This is a genomic window from Nostoc sp. CMAA1605 (genome assembly GCF_021596505.1).
Taxonomy (GTDB): Bacteria; Cyanobacteriota; Cyanobacteriia; order Cyanobacteriales; family Nostocaceae; genus Trichormus.
This window is the reverse complement of the sequence record NZ_PJIZ01000034.1, coordinates 1-16,881: the sequence shown is the minus strand read 5'-3', so window position 1 is coordinate 16,881 and position 16,881 is coordinate 1. Positions and strand designations below refer to the sequence as shown.

Genomic DNA, 16,881 nt, shown 5'->3' with positions numbered 1-16,881 from the left:
AGAGTTCTATAGTATTCTCAATAAGGCATCGGTGATTGCCGAATTAGCAAGTGAGCAGCATAGCTGCGTTTGGTTATTACCCGTAATCCGGTCGGATAAGTGAAGAATATTTCAATACTAACACGACAAAAAGCTGGTTCTATAAGTGATTTCACACTTCATCAAACCAGCCTTCGACGTTTCTGAGTTTTTAGTGCTGAGTTAAATATATACTACACCAAGAAGCCCGAAGATCATCACTCATTTAGTAAACTCAGTGGGGAATGCTGAGTAATGAGTGCTGAGTAATGAGTAATAAGTGGTGGGTGCTATTAGCGGTAGCACGATGTTTAGTCAGTGCTGGGGTGAGAAATAAATTCTACCTTGTCTACCTTGTCCACCTTCCAGTCCCCAATGCCCAATCCCCAATCTCCAATCCCCAGTCTCCAATCTCCAATCCCCAATCCCCCAATACTGTTCGGATAAGCTCTTGAGGCTCTTGAGGCTCTTGAAGCTGCGGGAGAAAAAATTATTAAACAGTAATTTTTCTCCTCCACCTTCCCCCGCCTGACAGGTGTAGGTATTTTACAAACGTGGCTGAAATGGGGTTTTTCCGTTAGTTGAAAACTCAAATTTTAGTCTTTGATTTTTTACCTAAGAACGAAATTTCGTTATTTGAACCACGTTTAGAACTCTGTCTGAGAGTGTCCACTCATACCCACATCAAAAACCTACACCTGTCAGCCTTCCCCCGCTCCCCCTGCTCACCTCAACAGATAATTTTGTTAACCTAATTTGTCTAGTTTTCTGTCTAATATTATTTGTTGTTTTGTATCTCCCATTGGGTACAACGTGATAGGAAATGTCTGTCCGTCCAAAGTCCAATAATATCCGCTATTGGTATTGTAGATACCGTATCCGTAATTCCAGCCACCTTTAGTAGTGCTAAGTTCAGCATCAGTTAAATTCTCTAAATAACTTTGAGAATCCATGAATAAGTCAACATCAGTAGTGGATAGATTAGAAATAGCAATTTTAGCCATTACGCAAAACTCCTTCAATTAAGTTATTTGTGTTTAGAACTGATTCGTAAAGAAAATCGAGAAGACTTCTGGGCAAGTGGGAGTGGATTTTAAATTAGAACCAGTTAGATAGTTATACTAAAAAGCTTATTAATCCATTGATAGTTAGATTCAGACCACATCATTCAAATCTCAACTGAATAACTTATGGATGTTACTTATACAAAACATTAGAACAGCATTTAAACATAAATTAGCACACTCAGCAGATTTACGGTATTAGATAACCTAAAAAAATAGAAATTTTTTCTAGAAACAATACCATTGACGTTAGGCTTTCCAATCACCTATTCCATTCCAAGCATAATTGATTCCTGGTATGTGACTAAGTTTACCTAACCAAAGACTAAAACCCCAGTGTTGTTGCAATACGGTTCGGATAAGCAATTTTCATCTCCCTTTTGGTTTGGGAAAAGGTTAAGGGGTAAGGGGGAAAGGTTTGAATTGAGCCTTTTCCCTTTTCCCCTTAACCGAACCGTATTGCCCAATCCCCTACTTAAACCGATAACCAATACCACCATTGATGCTGACAGCAGAAGCAGGGCTATTTTCGTAGGCGCGTAGCCCGACTTTGGCATTGGTGTACACTAGGAAATTGTTTGCAACTTCTGATTCCACGCCAGCACCTACGACTACAGCATCTCTGTTACCCAAGGGACTAGGTGAGCCATTTTTTTCTACGAAGGAATAACCACCTGTGACAAAGGCGTTGGTGCGATTAGCAATTGGCACATCTACAGAAACTTCGGGAATAATGGCTGTTGTGTCGTCATTCCACAAAACGTTACCCCGTGCAGAAAATGGGGTGTTACCTAACTTGACGCGTCCTGTGAGATTACCGCCAAAGTTAGCAGCGTCGTTATTTTGTCCCCCGTTGGTAACACCGGCGGCGATACCAGCACCCACATAACTAGCATCAGTACCTTTTTTAGTTTCAGCCGTTGCTTGACCAACATTAACTACAAAAGCAGTCATGATTACTGAGGACAATGCAGAGATTGTCACCAAAGACTTGAGGATATTTTTCATAATCGTGTGAAAGTTTTCTAGTTTTTCTCTTTACCTTTATAGTCGTGGAAACTGTTAAAAATGTTCCAGATATTTTGAGTGATTTATGTATGAAAAAAGGGTATAGGGGTGTAAGGGTATAAGGGTGTAGGGTTAAGAAATAACCTATTTTTAGGCTAATAAAATGGATACTATTTTTTACTAAGAGTATACAGTTTTAAAACTGGCACAATTTCTTGGAAATAAATCATTGATTATATAAGTTCTATCTTCACAGATTAACAGTCAATACGATTCGGTTAAAATATCTTTTCCCCTACACCCATATACCCCCATACCCTTACACCCCCATTTCATCAAGCTACATCTAGAAATAACAATGAAGCTGTAACAGTTACTTCAATTATGTTTACAGAGAATCTATAAAGTTAATTTTGAGTAGTTTGCATGGAGATTTAATAATGCTAACCGCTACAAAAACGTTATCTGGCTTGATGGGTTTGTGTGTCGGTGATGCGTTGGGTGTGCCGGTTGAGTTTACTAGCCGTGAAAAATTAGCTCAATCTCCAGTTACAAAGATGCTGGGTAATGGGACATGGAATCAACCGCCTGGTACTTGGTCTGATGATAGTTCACTGACATTTTGTTTAGCAGAGAGTTTATGTCGGGGTTATTCTATAGATGCGATCGCTCATGCTTTTTGGCGTTGGTATAAGTCGGCTTACTGGACTCCCCGTGGTGAGGTGTTTGGGATTGGTGAAAACACCTATGCTGTGATGATGCGTCTCAACCAGGGAGTTCCGCCACTGGAGGCTGGGGGAATTAGTGAAATGAGTAATGGTAATGGTTCTTTGATGAGAATCTTACCGATGGCTTATTGTTATCAAATGTTGGCTTTTGAGGAATTAATTACTAGGGTACATCAAGTTTCTTGTATTACCCATGCTCATGTGCGATCGCAGATGGCGTGCGGTATTTATATTAGTATTGCGGTGGAACTACTCAAGGGAGCTAAACCCCAAGAGGGATATTTACGAGGGTTAGAAAAAATTCACAAGGTTTATCACAAGGATGAATATCTTGTAGAAATGCCTCATTTTAGTCGGGTTTTTAGTGGTGAAATTGCCAAACTCCCGATAGCAGAAATTAATTCCGGTGGTTATGTCATTGATACTTTAGAAGCATCTTTATGGTGTTTATTGAATAGTTCCACTTATGCTGAAGCAGTTTTAAAAGCTGTAAATTTGGGTGGACATACAGATACAACGGCGGCGGTAACAGGTGGTTTAGCTGGGATATATTATGGCGTGGAAGGGATTCCCCAACAATGGTTTAAGCAGGTTGCACGCAAACAAGACATTATGAATTTAGCACATCGCTTGGCGGCGGCTGTTGGCTATTAATGATTGGCGATCGCTGGCAACATCGCCAGCAATTACAATAAATTTATCGGGAATAAATATATCAATTGATAGAGATTTACTAGGGATATTTTCATTTATCTCTCATAATTATAAAACTGAAGAAAGTCTTAAAGAATTCATTTATTTGTGTCAATGGTATGTAAATGATATAGAGGATTTGTGAAATCTTGAGAATTAGCAGTAAATCCCCACAGAGGTATTGCAATGAATAACATACGTCTTTACTCTAGAGTGGTGAAATCTCTAGTTACCGATAGTCAACAACATCAATTAGATGCTTTATTAGAATGGTGTAAGATAGTTTACAATTGCCTGGAAGGTGGACAGATAGATGATGCCAAAGTTTTCTTAGAACAGGCAATTATGGAAGCAGAAAAGCCGAGTAAAGATTAAGATTCCATCATCATAAATATCTATATAGGAATCATATTTGATTTCTGAAAAAAACTGCGAGATAATACGGTCAGAGAGACCTGTCTAATAAAGAACAATGATAAACCAGCATCTAGAAATGGCGATACCTGCGGCGGACGTAGTGATCGCAGAACTACAAGAATTTATAGATAGTCATCCAGATGCTCGTGAAGTAAGAAAAGCTTTGGCAGTAAAACTAGTTTATCAAGGTTACAAGTATGAAGAAATTCAAACAATTTTAGATGTGTCAGTTGGTTCAATAACAAGCTGGAAGCAAGCTTACCAGGAAAATGGAATTTTGGGTTTGCGCTTAAACTATAAAGGCAGAAAAAGTTATTTGAGTGATGAACAGTTCCTCCAAGTATTAAGTTGGTTGCAAACTAAAGAAATTTGGGAGCTGGGTGAACTGGAATATAAATTAGCATTTGAATATGATGTCATCTACGAATCGAAACGAAGTTACTATGATTTATTTGAAGCAGCAGGAATTAGTTGGAAAAAGACTACAGGCTTGAATCCAAAGGCTGATCAAGAGGTGGTGGCGGCAAAAAAAAACAAATTGAAACATTGCTGGCAAGCAACAGAGAGGAGATAGAAGCACGAAAGCTGAGAGTATTACTAATAGATGAGTGTCATTTATTATGGGGAGACGTAACTGGTTATGTTTGGGGAAGAACTGACCAAGAGATAGCAATTGAAGTCGTTAATGAACGAGATAAGCAGACATATTATGGTGCAGTTGATTATCTCGACGGAAAGCTACTCTTGAAAGCATATAATGCTGGTAATTCAAAGAATACGATTGATTATTTACGTTATTTATTAGACCAGTCTCCCGACCAAAGATTGCTTCTTATTTGGGATGGTGCTTCTTATCATCGTTCACATTTAGTTCAAGACTTTTTAGGCGAGATAAATCAAGGTTTACCGCCAGAAAAATGGAAAATTCATTGCATTCGTTTTGCTCCTAATTGTCCATCGCAAAATCCTATAGAGGATATTTGGTTACAAGCGAAAACCTGGATTCGACGCTTTTGTGCTTTAATTCCAACATTTCGCCATTTAAAGTGGATGTTTGAGTGGTTTCTCCGAAATACTATGTTTGATTTTATGTCCCTTCAGATGTACGGAGTTTTTTCAGAAATCAAATCCTAGTCCTATAGGAATACTCAACAAGTTGTGAACATTCGCGATTTTCAGATCCCCAACTTCTCAAAAAAGTCGGGGATCTAGATTTTTGTGCATGATTTATTTCATATCATCCCCCTTTGTTGCTTCTAGCTCCAGCAATTCCCAAATCAGGATGGCTAACTCAATCACAATTCCTGAACCGGGAAACAACCAGTCAGCAATGAGGGGAATCACAAAGAACAAAACCGCTATCAGCTTCTTAGTTTTCATTCACTTCACTTGAACACTGAAGTAACGGTAAATTTGGGGTAGTACCCCAAACCAAAGGCGGTTGTTTCTTGGTGGTAATGCGTGAATATGCGGGAGTTTGAGTTTGGGGATGCTAGATTAAGTTTAGGGATTCCCCAAACTTTGTCGCAAATTTGGGCAAAAGTCACACATGAATGGTGAGCAAGATAAAAAAAAGCATATTAGCTATGGTGCTGTTGTCCAAAAGCGAGTAAAGCAATTGTTAGAAAGATTCTTGGCATATGCCAATGGGGAGTTAGAAAATAGTCAACGTTTCAAAATAGTTCTCAAATGGGAAACAAAAAACATAGTCATAGTGAGGACACATCTAAGAGGTCTGTCAGAACTTAGTGACTTAACCACAGAACAAGTCCGAGAAGCATTAAAACGACTTGAAGATTTTTTAGAAATTCTGAAGGATGAGCGCAAATATGAGAAAGGTTTAGAAGATTGGCACTTTCGGCTGAAGTTTTGGCATGATACAAGCGACAAAGACAGGAATTTACAGAAATTTGATGCAGAATGGCAACGGCTGAGAGAAAAATTACCAGGTGTGCAGCGTCCGAAAGGTAGAAAAACTCAACCCCAGCCTACCCGTTACGAAAATATTCCTTTTAGTGGAGTAGTGGAGTTTGTCGGACGAGAAACGGAGTTGCAAAATCTGCATGAACTATTGCAAAAAAATCAACAGGTAGCAATTGCAGCTATTGCGGGGATGGGTGGAGTCGGGAAAACAGAACTTGCTGTGCAGTACGCTAATTCTCACCGCGTCACTTATCAAGGCGGGATTTGTTGGTTATCCGCAGTGCAGGATGTGGGGGTGCAATTGGTGCAGTTTGCTGTAAATAAGCTGCAATTAAAACCCCCAGAAGAGTTAGATTTATTTGGAAGAGTGCAGTATTGTCTTTCAAATTGGCGTGAGGGTGAGGTTTTACTGATAATTGATAACGTCACTAACTATCAAAAGGAAGTTAGGCGTTATTTAGAGTCTGTTCCTTCGCGGTTTAAGCAGTTAATTACCACACGGGAAAAATTACAGCCGCCAATAGTGCGTTTAGATTTAGATGTGCTGACACCACTAGCGGCGATGCAGTTATTAAAATCTATAGTTGGTAGGGAACGACTGCGACGAGAGGCGTTAGTTGCGAGAAGACTTTGTAAATGGCTGGGATATTTGCCACTGGGTTTAGAATTAGTCGGGCGTTATTTGTTAGGTGATGAGGAATTATCTTTAGCGGAAATGCTGCAAGACTTGGAAAAGGAGCGTTTAAAAAATCCGGCTTTAGATGAAGCTCAAACAGAAATGACGGCTAAATTGGGTGTTGCTGCTGCTTTTGAATTGAGTTGGCGACGGTTGCGAGAAAATGCCCAACGTTTAGGCTGTGTTTTGAGTTTATTTGCTTTAGCTCCCATTCCTTGGGAATTGGTGGAGGGAATAACAATAAATAATGAGGTTCAAAATTGGAAACAAGCCAGACGTGAGTTGTTACAGTTACATCTACTTCAGCATAAAGATGAGGGAGTTTATCAATTGCATCCCCTGTTGCGGGATTTTTTTCAAGATAAGCTTACAGGTTTAGAGCAGAAAGAGGAATTTAAGCGATCGTTTTGCGGGGTGATGGTGGGGGTTGCTAAAGGTATTCCTTACACCCCCACACTTGAGAAAATTAAGAATGTCGCCCCAGCAATACCTCACTTAGCCCATTTAGCAAACAATCTCCTTCAATATATTAGTGATGAAGATTTAATTTGGGCATTTCTTGGCAACGCTTTTTTTTATCATGGTCAAGGGCTATATGATAAAGCAGCACCTTGGTATGAAAAGTGTTTAAAAATCACTAAACAACGCTTCGGTGAAGAACATCCAAATGTTGCCCAAAGCCTCAACAATCTAGCTCTACTCTACCACTCCCAAGGGAAATACAGCGAAGCCGAACCCTTGTTCATCCAAGCTTTGGCACTGTCTCGCAAACTCCTGGGTGAAGAACATCCAAATGTTGCCCAAAGCCTCAACAACCTAGCAGAACTCTACCGTTCCCAAGGGAAATACAGCGAAGCCGAATCCTTGTTCATCCAAGCTTTGGCACTGTCTCGCAAACTCCTGGGTGAAGAACATCCAAATGTTGCCCAAAGCCTCAACAATCTAGCTCTACTCTACCACTCCCAAGGGAAATACAGCGAAGCCGAACCCTTGTTAATCCAAGCTTTGGCACTGTCTCGCAAACTCCTGGGTGAAGAACATCCAAATGTTGCAAATAGCCTCAACAACCTAGCAGAACTCTACCGTTCCCAAGGGAAATACAGCGAAGCCGAATCCTTGTTCATCCAAGCTTTGGCACTGTCTCGCAAACTCCTGGGTGAAGAACATCCAAATGTTGCCCAAAGCCTCAACAATCTAGCTCTACTCTACCACTCCCAAGGGAAATACAGCGAAGCCGAACCCTTGTTCATCCAAGCTTTGGCACTCTACAGCCAACTCCTGGGTGAAGAACATCCAGATGTTGCAAATAGCCTCAACAACCTAGCTCTACTCTACGACTCCCAAGGGAAATACAGCGAAGCCGAACCCTTGTTCATCCAAGCTTTAGCTCTGCGCCGCCAACTCCTGGGTGAAGAACATCCAGATGTTGCACTTAGCCTCAACAACCTAGCTTATCTCTACGACTCCCAAGGGAAATACAGCCAAGCCGAACCCCTGTACATCCAAGCTTTGGCTCTGCGCCGCCAACTCCTGGGTGAAGAACATCCAGATGTCGCCCAAAGCCTCAACAACCTAGCTTATCTCTACGACTCCCAAGGGAAATACAGCCAAGCCGAACCCCTGTACATCCAAGCTTTGGCTCTGCGCCGCCAACTCCTGGGTGAAGAACATCCAGATGTCGCCCAAAGCCTCAACAACCTAGCTTATCTCTACAACTCCCAAGGGAAATACAGCGAAGCCGAATCCTTGTTCATCCAAGCTTTAGCACTCTACCGCCAACTCCTGGGTGAAGAACATCCAGATGTCGCCACTAGCCTCAACAACCTAGCAGCACTCTACTGTTTCCAAGGGAAATATAGCCAAGTCGAACCCTTGTACATCCAAGCTTTAGATATTTTAGAGCAACGGTTAGGGGAAAATCATCCTAATACTGTAACTGTGCGTAACAATTTAGCATCTTTGCGTCAGCGTTTAAACTCACAGCCAGAATAATCAAGTTCATTCTTCAATACGCGATGCTGGCGGCGATGCTTTTCTACATTCAAACGCAAACTTTGATGTTCTCATCTCCAACTTTCCTGTTCTGAACTCGAAGTTTCCTGTTGCAAGTGAGAATGTTCGTGTTCTGAACTTGAAGTTTTATGCTCTGAACTCAAAGTTTCGTGTTTTGAACTCGAAGTTTCATGTTTTAAACTCAAAGTTTCGTGTTCCAAACGAGAACGTTCTTGTTTTGAGGTGAAATGATGGTTTTGTAAAGGCGAAGGTTTAGCCTATCAGATACATCGCTGCTGTTGGGAATGTAAAATTAAGTGCGTAGACGCTTGCGCCTTGTCCTCAAAAATCGCAACATCAGTTTTTTGTTAAATTGGCAATCCCCTCACTCGGAAAGTTTCATTACTAACCGAAATAATTGACCCTAATGCTAAATCTTCCTGACACTCACTCAAAACTTGTGTCAAACGTTCATTAATTACATCGTAGTTTTCATTACCTAACCTAAACAAAATTACGCTAGGTAAACTATCCCCGCTCACTGCTAAAAGTTGAGCGAAATCTAAATCGATAGTTAATAAAATTCTTTCTTCTGTACGGGCTTTAATTAAAATTTGGTTATCTGGTAGCTTTTGTAAGCCTTCATCACGCAAATGCACCACATCATACCCAAAATTACGCAACCAAGATACAGTTCGTAGCGAAATTCCCATATCTGCCAAAAACTTCATAATTTATCATTAAGCCGTTTTGAAGGGATAAACTCGCTCTTGTGTCAACCATGCAGCGTAAAGTAAAGATTGACGTATATCTTCTGGTTCTAAATCTGGATATTCTTCTAAAATTTCCTCTACAGGTTTGCTATTAGCTACCAAATTTACTACTAAAGAAACTGGGATTCGCATCCCACGAATACAAGCTTGTCCACCCATAATGCTGGGGTCAAATGTAATTCTGTCCAAACCTAACATAAAAATATTTCTGATATTAATTACTTGACTAAATATAACGTTTATTGGCAAATTAAAACAGTTGGTAGGGTGCGCCAGTTTGAGAAAATCTATTGCGGCTTGTCCTCATAAATCGCTGTATAAGTTTTTCGTTAGATACCGCCTATGCTCTAATCAAGATCATTCCAATAAATCAAATCCCCTCTCTCCTTTCAACTTTCTATCAAAACTTGCTGTAGAACGACAACCCAAATGTTGAGAAACTGCGCCAATTAAATAATCAGAAAAATCTGCTTTTCCTTTTTTAAATCGCTGTAATGCTTGATAAATTATAGAGCGATTTTCTAACTCGAAAGTAGCACATTGCAAAATCAAATCAATAGTCTTGCTAATTTCTTCTCTACTAAATTGATAAGGCTTTCCTCGTAAAACCCAAACCAATTCACAAAGAACTATATTTGCTATAAAACATTGCTCTCCGCTTTCGATAATTTCAGTAGCTTGTTGCCATTGCTTTTCATCATCTTTGGTCAAATAGCGCACCAAGATATTAGTATCAACTCCAATCACTTGAACCCTCTTGAATCGCTGTTTCCATGTCTGTTAAAGTTGCACTCTTCATTCCCGGACGATGTAAAATACCCGATAAACTTTGGACAGGGACATTAAGCGGAATCAATTTAACTGTCCCATTTTCATCAATCACAAAATCAACTTTACTACCTGCATCAAGATTCAGATACTCTCTAATTTCTTGAGGAATAGTTACTTGTCCTGTAGTAGTGATAGTAGTGCTAACCATAACACACATTTCTCATATATAAGCTTTATTTTTAAATGATAACAAAAATCAGCGATCGCCTGACTTAAAATGCTGTTTTCATCCACAAATTTTCTACATATTTTTACTTAAAAATAGTTGACAACTGTATAAAATTACACTTTAATATTAACTGTAAACGAAAGGCGATCGCCCTCCCGCTAAGAGTATGCGATCGCCCTTCACTCACCTCCACTAAGGGAGATAATACTAATGATTACACAACTACAAAAATTTGCAGACAATCCAGATTCATCTACCAGCAATCAACTGCTAGAAAAAACATCACCAAAAAGAGAACCGGTGAAACATCTATTGATTGGTTCTCCTCATGCTGTCACAACTACAATGCAACGGTTACACGCCATCGGTTACGCCAGCATCGGTGATTGGAGTCCATTGCTTCCCACTGCGAACCCTGGCGAAGTGATGACTATTTTAATTCGTCAGATTTTCATCCCATAACCAAACAGCGATCGCTCTTTAACTCATTATCAACCGAGAGCGATCGCTTAAGTAACCACGCAAAATTAATTACAGTCATTGAGCAAAGTTAATTGTAAATAACATTGCGGTGGTGTTGTATGGATTTTGCCAATAATTCCCGCACTTGTGTATCAGTGGTTTGAGCAAAATCTTCGTACCAGATACCAATCGCATATAAATTCTCTACCATCAGCACACAGATAACTTGATCTACTTCTCGTGCTAATTCTTCACAGGTGGAGATTCCAGCGACAGGAACAGCCACAATTAACTCCCGTGGTTGTTGCTGTTTAATAGTCGCGATCGCAGCTTTGATGGTTGCACCTGTCGCAATACCATCATCCACTAAAATAATAGTCTGATTTTGGATATTTGGTAACGGGCGATCGCCTTGATACAGTTGATAGCGGCGATTGAGTTCTAGTTGTTCTGTAGCTGCAACACTATCAATAGTTGCTGGGGAAATTCCCAACAAATCCACCACACTTTGGTTAATTACCCGCACTTTTCCCAGAGAAATTGCACCCATCGCCAATTCCCTATGTTCCGGTACACCAAGTTTTCGGACTAAACAAATATCTAAAGGTGCGTTCAATTGTTTAGCTACTTCATACCCCACAGGTACACCACCGCGAGGTAATGCTAAGACGAGAACATCATCATGGTGAGTGTATGCTGTTAATTTAGCAGCTAATAGTTTTCCTGCTTCAGTGCGATCGCGAAATTTCTGACGCATATTGTTATACCTTGTTGCTTAAAAAGGTAGAAGTCAGAAGCATTTTAAGTTTTGGATTTTAGCTTGAACAATTTTCCATCAAAAATATTTCTTATATTTGTTTTTTGAAAGAGGATACTAACACCAAATTAAAAAACAACTCCTGAATTCTGTTTTATTTTTCAACTCTTACACAGCATTGGCTACTAATGGCTAATCTGAGACAAATTTTAACTGCTAAAAAATTCAATAATGCCCCTTTTTCTGTTCCCTCTCATAATTACTTAAGATAAATCAACAAGTTCAAGCCAGGAATTGTACGGGAGAGTGTCCATAAAACTAGGGTGATATACAGTACGCCCAAACTCCACTGATACCAAGCTAAAGTGGAAATAATTCCTGGTAGGTGTTGGTCTCTGAGGCGAATATCGTTAAATCCTAACCTAACTAAATTATTCAGGCTAAAGTCATAATAGTTTAACCAATTCCAACGCCTATCCCATAATAAAGACATATATCTTTCCCGAAAGACTTGATTTCTAGGAATCACTGGTAAACGACCGATTAATAGACGCAATTGGCGAAATGTTCCGTCTTCCGTTAAATAAGAAACATTCATTAAATCGTGATAGCGGCCTTGTTGATAGAGGCGAATCAGTAAAATCATTGGGATAGGGATGATAATAATTCCTAGACATCCCAGAGTTAGCCAAGGTTGGTCTGTGTTGCGGAAGATGGCTAATAAACTAAAGAAAGTAATGCAACTAAAACTGATGGAAATAGCGATGGTTTCGTAATAGGTGGGAATAATCGGGACGGGATGTAAACGACGATAGCGATCAACTAGCCAAAACAGTACACCAAAATAAGCGATCGCCATTCCTCCCACACCAAAAACTAACCAAAAATTTGTCCCATAGCCGCTTAAAAGTAACAATACAGTCAAGGATAAACAACCCCAAGCCGAGAGTAACCAATTACCAACAGCTAAAGGTTCAGCCACAACTAGGCGATCGCTTAGTTGATTATAGGTGGTTAAATTAATTTCCGCTAAGGTTAATAGTTCGTTACGATTGCGGAATGGTTGAGTAATTCGACGTTGGGCGATCGCTTCTGCTTGTGTTTGGGAAAAACCCAATTTCATCAAACTACTTACAGGCGCATTATTAATATTAATTCCCCATAATTCATGGGTTAATTCTTGTAATTTTAATCTTTGTCTAGTGTACTCTATTTGATTAGCATCAATCACTTGTTGTTGCTGACGAAAATTCTGCACTAAATTTCGCAAAACACTTTGGTTTCCCTGTAATGTGGGGACATTGAACATTTTGCCAATCTTTCCAGGATTCCCTAGAATTTTGGCTTGATTCGAGTTAAACGTCAGTCCCGCCACATTTAAAAATGCCGAATTAGCAAATATTGCATCACTAAAATCAGCTTGATTGAGGATGCTAGAAGTTCGTAAATCTACAGGCTGATTAAAAAACACTTCTCGAAAAATCACGGCTTGGTCAAAAGCAGCCTCTTTAAGAGATAAAGACTGATTAAAATTAGCCTTAGCAAACTGCACTTGATTACTAAACTTCACACCAGCAAAGTTTACATTACCTTGCCATTCGATATGATTAAATTTAGCTAATTGCTTAAAAATAGCTTGATTGAAGTTAGCAGTTTTTACAAATAAGCTACCATAAAAGCTAGTAACATCTTGGAATTGTGTTTGTTTAAAATTCGCCTTATCGAAAAAAACACTACCGCGAAAATTACTAACTTGGCGAAAACTAGCATTATCAAAACTCACAGGACGGCTGAACCTGGCTTCACTCCAATTTATTGGTTGCAGAAAGACAGCATTTTTTGCATCCACAGATTGCAGAAAAAACGTATTATTAAATCTCACTTCGCCATTAAAACGAGTTTGTTCTAGTATTAAATTACCGCGAAAAACCGTCACCTCACTAGATGCAGTTGATTCAGTATCGAGTAATGAGCGACAATCTTTAGAATTAATCAAAGTTACCGTTAAAGATTGCAAACAAGCTAAACGCAATTGTTCAAGTTGTGATTTTTCTGTAGCATTGAAAATCGGCGCGATCGCCTGAGCATACAAAGGCGTTCTTAAACCCAAATCACTACCAATAAAGTCACCTTGAATCAAAGAATAACTTAAATCTAATCCTAAAGGTTTTGCCCCAGTTTTTTGTAATTCCTTTCGCAGTAATTGATAAAAAGCATCCCGAAAACTAGCATTTTCTGGACGCAAATCAATTACCATCTCCCGCAAATCAACAGTTAGATTACCCTCTCTGAGCGTAGGATTATGTAATCGTTCTTGCAACAATTCTAAAGTTAGACTTGTGCGTTCAGGTTGTATAGTTGCTGCCTCGACTGGTAAGGGAGTAAATAGCAACAAGAAAACATAAAAAATAATTAGTAAAGTATTCCATAAAGCATTGAACATGGAGCAATTTTGTATAGTGCTGAGTGCTGAGTGCTGAGTGCTGAGTGCTGAGTAATAAGTAATGAGTAATAAGTAATGAGTTAGGAAATCAGTTCCCCCTTCCAATCCCCAATCCCCAATCCCCAATCCCCAGTCCCCTCACTCATTACCAATCAACAGCACGATTTTACCCGTAATTCCACCACTCTCGATTAACTGATGGGCTTGATGTGCAGCTTCTAAAGGGAACTTATGACTGACGTGAATTTTCAATTTACCTTGAGCAATCCAGTCGGCGCATTCTGTTAAAATTTCCGCTTGGTGCTGTTGTGCTTCTACTAAGCCTTGTAACATCGGTGTCAGCATTAATTCAAAACTGACGCGGAGGTTGCGATTTCTGGCAATTCTCCACACAGTATCAGCCTTGGGTTCAAGAATCGTGACAAGATCACCATAAACGCGCACAGCCGGGAAACTTTGGGAAAATACTTCACCTCCCAGAGTATCAAAAGCTAAGTCTACACCCTCGCCATTTGTCCAATCTAAAACAGCTTGAGCCACATCTGTTTGACGATAAAAAATCACATGATCAGCACCAAGTTGTCTGACAAAGTGCGCCTTTTCTTCGGAACTAACGGTAGTGGCGACAGTCGCGCCTTTGAGTTTCGCCAGTTGAATCGCCACATGGCCAACCCCACCAGCACCCGCATGAATTAAAACTTTCTCCCCTGGTTCTAGCCTTCCCCGTTCATACAATGCTTCCCAAGCAGTGATTAAAACTAGAGGCGCGGCGGCGGCTTCGGCAAAGCTTAAAGACTTTGGCTTATGGGCGGCGAAGCGTTCATCGATAGTAGTGTACTCAGCATAATTACCCTGATGTCCGCCCAAGCCACCGTTACAAAAATAGACTGCATCACCAGGACGAAACCTTTTTACGTCCTTACCTACAGTTTCTACTACACCCGCACCATCACACCCTAAAATGGCGGGCATTTGCTCAGGGTAAAACGTGCCTCGTTGACGTACCTTAGTATCAATGGGGTTAATTCCAGCCGCTACGAGGCGGACTAACAAGTCTGTATTACCTAATGTTGTCGGTTTTGGTACTTCTTGTAATTGCAAAACTTCTGGACTACCTGCGGCTGTCATCAAGACTGCTTTCACGATGTTTCCTCCGATTTGAAGCTAGATGCACAATTATTATTGGTGAATTAGCGTTTTTAGGATAGTACGGTTCGGTGGCAGAAAAGGGAATAGGAAGATAACAGGCGATCGCAACGCCTGACAGAAATATTTTCCCCTATACCCTCAAAAAAAAACCGCGAAACTATAACTACACATAGTTTCACGATTTTTAGTGTGGTGTGAGGAGCTTAACTAAATATCATGATAGAGTACCTACCCAAGTACGGCGTACTCGTAACAGTTTTGGTAACAGAATTTTTTTGGTCAAGATATGATGAATTTCTTGTAAGGTAAATTTTACTACCAAGCAGTTACAACCCCGATATATTCAAAAATCTGGGTATCTACAAAGAGAAAACTTGACCTTTTGCCTTTTTCCTTAATTCACCCCTATGAGTAATTTAAATGCTGTGCTACCTCCATTGATTGTGTTAAATCAGCTATTGCAAAGCTGGTTGTTAGAAGATATCGGAAGAGGCGATCGCACTACCAATAGTCTACTAACTACAGATGTCACTCCAGGTAAAGCGAAATGGATAGCTAAAGCACCAGGAGTCATCGCCGGTTTACCCATAGCGGCTAGAGTATTTCAGCTATTGGATAGCAAAGTGAACTTTGTCATGACAGTTGATGAAGGAACATTTTGTGAACCAGGACAGTTAATCGCAGAAATTCACGGTTCATTAGATGCTTTACTCATGGGGGAGAGAGTCGCATTAAACTTGGGAATGCGTTTAAGCGGAATCGCCACCCTCACCCATCAATATGTTGAAAAAATAGCTGATTTCTCTGCTCAATTAGTAGATACGCGCAAAACCACCCCAGGACTGAGACTGTTGGAAAAATACGCCACATCTGTAGGCGGCGCGATTAATCACCGCATGGGGTTAGACGATGCAGTCATGATTAAAGATAACCATATTGCGGCGGCTGGGGGAATTGCAGAAGCCATTACGAAAATTCGCGCCAAAATTCCCTACCCCTTGACTATAGAAGTAGAAACTGAAAATTTAGACCAAGTGAAAACCGCTTTGGAGTATCAAGCCGACATCATCATGTTGGATAATATGCCCTTAGAAATGATGCACGCAGCCGTAACATTGATCCGCCAACACGATAAACGAGTCAAAATCGAAGCTTCTGGAAACGTAACTTTAGAAACTATCCACGCTGTAGCCAAAACAGGTGTTGACTATATTTCCAGCAGCGCACCAATTACACAATCGAAATGGTTGGACTTGAGCATGAAAATGTCTTAATCACAGTTCATTACACAGATTGTTTCTCTTCCCGGTGCTGAATACACCAAAATTTAAAGTCCGATATTATACTTGAGTGAAACTTTACCTGAAAACAGAGGTCTAGGGATTTAAAAACTCCTACACCCCCATAACCTTACGAGTCGTGAAGCGTAAAGCCCCCAAGTAAGAGGCACAAAACTTATTGGTTTTGTGCCTCATACGTCTTTTAAGTGGGGGATATAAGTTTCGACTACGCTCAACTGCCGCGAATGACCGAACGCCACTTGCTACAAGTCGGCAGAGCCGCCCAACGCAGTGGCTCATTTATTCGGTCGTGGTGCTTTGTTGAATCTCCACAAGTATGTTATGCTGATGTTGTAGCGTAAGAGGTTATCAATTGCTAGTATACGAGTTCAAGTTAAAAGGTAAACAGCAGCAGTTTAATCTGATTGATGAAGCAATCAGGACTGCTTTGTTTGTCCGTAATTCTTGTGTTCGTTACTGGATGGATAACCCAAAAGT

The 16,881-nt window shown here is 40.2% G+C and carries 16 protein-coding genes; 6 read left to right on the top strand and 10 right to left on the bottom strand.

Annotated elements, in window-relative coordinates; genetic code table 11:
- Positions 1 to 764: 764 nt before the first annotated feature.
- Positions 765 to 1,022 carry a hypothetical protein gene (locus tag CV014_RS13745; RefSeq protein WP_236142550.1) on the bottom strand — a complete coding sequence of 86 codons (258 nt, stop codon included), beginning with the start codon at positions 1,020 to 1,022 and terminating at the stop codon, positions 765 to 767.
- 531 nt (positions 1,023 to 1,553) lie between these two features.
- On the bottom strand, positions 1,554 to 2,090 hold the full coding sequence (locus CV014_RS13740; protein WP_103140223.1) for a hypothetical protein: 537 nt from the start codon (positions 2,088 to 2,090) through the stop codon (positions 1,554 to 1,556).
- Between the two features lie 440 nt (positions 2,091 to 2,530).
- On the opposite strand from CV014_RS13740, the gene CV014_RS13735 reads away from it, so the two are divergent.
- The 3 genes from CV014_RS13735 (at position 2,531) to CV014_RS13725 (ending at position 5,062) form a co-directional block, all read left to right on the top strand.
- Entirely contained in the window at positions 2,531 to 3,472 is a 942-nt protein-coding gene (locus CV014_RS13735) for an ADP-ribosylglycohydrolase family protein (RefSeq protein ID WP_236142549.1), read from the top strand.
- A gap of 225 nt (positions 3,473 to 3,697) precedes the next feature.
- The gene (locus CV014_RS13730) at positions 3,698 to 3,886 is read left to right on the top strand and encodes a hypothetical protein (protein ID WP_236142548.1); all 189 of its coding nucleotides are present in this window, start codon (positions 3,698 to 3,700) and stop codon (positions 3,884 to 3,886) included.
- A gap of 97 nt (positions 3,887 to 3,983) precedes the next feature.
- Positions 3,984 to 5,062, top strand: a protein-coding gene (locus tag CV014_RS13725; RefSeq protein WP_236140190.1) for an IS630 family transposase whose coding sequence is annotated in 2 segments (ribosomal slippage) — positions 3,984 to 4,452 and positions 4,452 to 5,062 — 1,080 coding nt in all. Because the reading frame shifts where the segments join, the coding sequence is not laid out codon by codon here.
- 93 nt (positions 5,063 to 5,155) lie between these two features.
- Here the strand turns inward: CV014_RS13725 and CV014_RS13720 are convergent.
- Positions 5,156 to 5,308, bottom strand: coding sequence for a hypothetical protein (locus CV014_RS13720; RefSeq protein ID WP_236142547.1), 153 nt, complete (start codon positions 5,306 to 5,308; stop codon positions 5,156 to 5,158).
- Between the two features lie 169 nt (positions 5,309 to 5,477).
- Between CV014_RS13720 and CV014_RS13715 the strand changes: the two genes are divergently transcribed.
- Positions 5,478 to 8,519: a tetratricopeptide repeat protein gene (locus tag CV014_RS13715; RefSeq protein ID WP_236142546.1), complete on the top strand. Its 3,042-nt coding sequence runs from the start codon at positions 5,478 to 5,480 to the stop codon at positions 8,517 to 8,519.
- 368 nt (positions 8,520 to 8,887) lie between these two features.
- On the opposite strand, the gene CV014_RS13710 is transcribed toward CV014_RS13715, so the two are convergent.
- From CV014_RS13710 to CV014_RS13695, 4 genes are all read right to left on the bottom strand, one after another.
- Positions 8,888 to 9,250, bottom strand: coding sequence for a DUF5615 family PIN-like protein (locus CV014_RS13710; protein WP_236142545.1), 363 nt, complete (start codon positions 9,248 to 9,250; stop codon positions 8,888 to 8,890).
- A gap of 9 nt (positions 9,251 to 9,259) precedes the next feature.
- Entirely contained in the window at positions 9,260 to 9,490 is a 231-nt protein-coding gene (locus tag CV014_RS13705) for a DUF433 domain-containing protein (RefSeq protein WP_236142544.1), read from the bottom strand.
- Between the two features lie 159 nt (positions 9,491 to 9,649).
- Positions 9,650 to 10,039, bottom strand: a complete 390-nt coding sequence (locus tag CV014_RS13700; protein WP_236142543.1) for a PIN domain-containing protein — start codon at positions 10,037 to 10,039, stop codon at positions 9,650 to 9,652.
- Entirely contained in the window at positions 10,026 to 10,271 is a 246-nt protein-coding gene (locus CV014_RS13695; RefSeq protein ID WP_236142542.1) for an AbrB/MazE/SpoVT family DNA-binding domain-containing protein, read from the bottom strand. The genes CV014_RS13700 and CV014_RS13695 overlap by 14 nt, the downstream gene beginning before the upstream one ends.
- 231 nt (positions 10,272 to 10,502) lie before the next feature.
- Between CV014_RS13695 and CV014_RS13690 the strand changes: the two genes are divergently transcribed.
- Complete coding sequence (locus CV014_RS13690; protein ID WP_236142541.1) at positions 10,503 to 10,754, top strand: hypothetical protein; 252 nt, start codon at positions 10,503 to 10,505, stop codon at positions 10,752 to 10,754.
- Positions 10,755 to 10,842: 88 nt separating this feature from the next.
- On the opposite strand, the gene CV014_RS13685 is transcribed toward CV014_RS13690, so the two are convergent.
- From CV014_RS13685 to CV014_RS13675, 3 genes are all read right to left on the bottom strand, one after another.
- Positions 10,843 to 11,511 carry a phosphoribosyltransferase gene (locus CV014_RS13685; RefSeq protein WP_236142540.1) on the bottom strand — a complete coding sequence of 223 codons (669 nt, stop codon included), beginning with the start codon at positions 11,509 to 11,511 and terminating at the stop codon, positions 10,843 to 10,845.
- A gap of 259 nt (positions 11,512 to 11,770) precedes the next feature.
- Entirely contained in the window at positions 11,771 to 13,954 is a 2,184-nt protein-coding gene (locus CV014_RS13680; RefSeq protein ID WP_236142583.1) for a pentapeptide repeat-containing protein, read from the bottom strand.
- Positions 13,955 to 14,092: 138 nt separating this feature from the next.
- Entirely contained in the window at positions 14,093 to 15,097 is a 1,005-nt protein-coding gene (locus tag CV014_RS13675; RefSeq protein ID WP_236142539.1) for a zinc-dependent alcohol dehydrogenase family protein, read from the bottom strand.
- 413 nt (positions 15,098 to 15,510) lie between these two features.
- On the opposite strand from CV014_RS13675, the gene nadC reads away from it, so the two are divergent.
- Positions 15,511 to 16,377 (top strand): carboxylating nicotinate-nucleotide diphosphorylase, encoded by an 867-nt coding sequence (nadC, locus tag CV014_RS13670; RefSeq protein WP_236142538.1) that lies wholly within the window; start codon positions 15,511 to 15,513, stop codon positions 16,375 to 16,377.
- The last annotated feature ends 504 nt before the right edge of the window (positions 16,378 to 16,881 follow it).